At 60.9% G+C, this 542-nt stretch carries 1 pseudogene; it reads right to left on the bottom strand.

Annotated features, from left to right (window positions below):
* Window positions 1–381, bottom strand: a pseudogene (locus V7756_RS19030) (2-isopropylmalate synthase); the annotation flags it as partial.
* Window positions 382–542 lie beyond the last annotated feature (161 nt).

The following is a 542-nucleotide window of genomic DNA, read 5'->3' as shown; positions in this document are numbered from 1 at the left end:
GTGCACGATGGCACGCTTGGCGCCCTTCAGCGCCTCGAAGGTGCGCTCGATCAGATGCGGCCGTGCCTGGGTCAGCACCTGGATAGTGACGTCGTCGGGAATCTTGTCCTGCTCGATCAATGAGCGCACGAAATCGAAATCGGTTTGCGACGCAGAAGGAAAGCCCACTTCGATCTCTTTGAAACCGATCTTCAGCAGCATGTCGAACAACCGCTGCTTGCGCTCCTGATCCATGGGGTCGATCAGCGACTGGTTGCCATCGCGCAGGTCGACGCTGCACCAGATGGGCGGCGTGTCGATGCGCTGGCCGGGCCACTGACGGTCGGGCAGGTCTACCGCCACGAAAGGGCGATACTTTTTAGAGGGGTCCTTCATCATCATCGTGGCTCTCCTGTTATTCGTCGCGGTCAGGCTTTGCTTGCCCAGGCTGTGCTAGACTAGGCTTTGCTTGCGCGGCCGCCTGCAGGGCGGACTCCATGCGATCCAACTGGCTGCGCAGTGCGCGCACGTCGTCACGCAGGCCCTGTATCTCTGCAGCTTCG

Origin of the sequence: Halopseudomonas sp., assembly GCF_036961105.1 — a bacterium.
In the GTDB taxonomy this organism is placed as follows: Bacteria; Pseudomonadota; Gammaproteobacteria; order Pseudomonadales; family Pseudomonadaceae; genus Halopseudomonas.
Note: the sequence above shows the minus strand (reverse complement) of the source record. Positions and strands in the feature narration are given on the sequence as shown.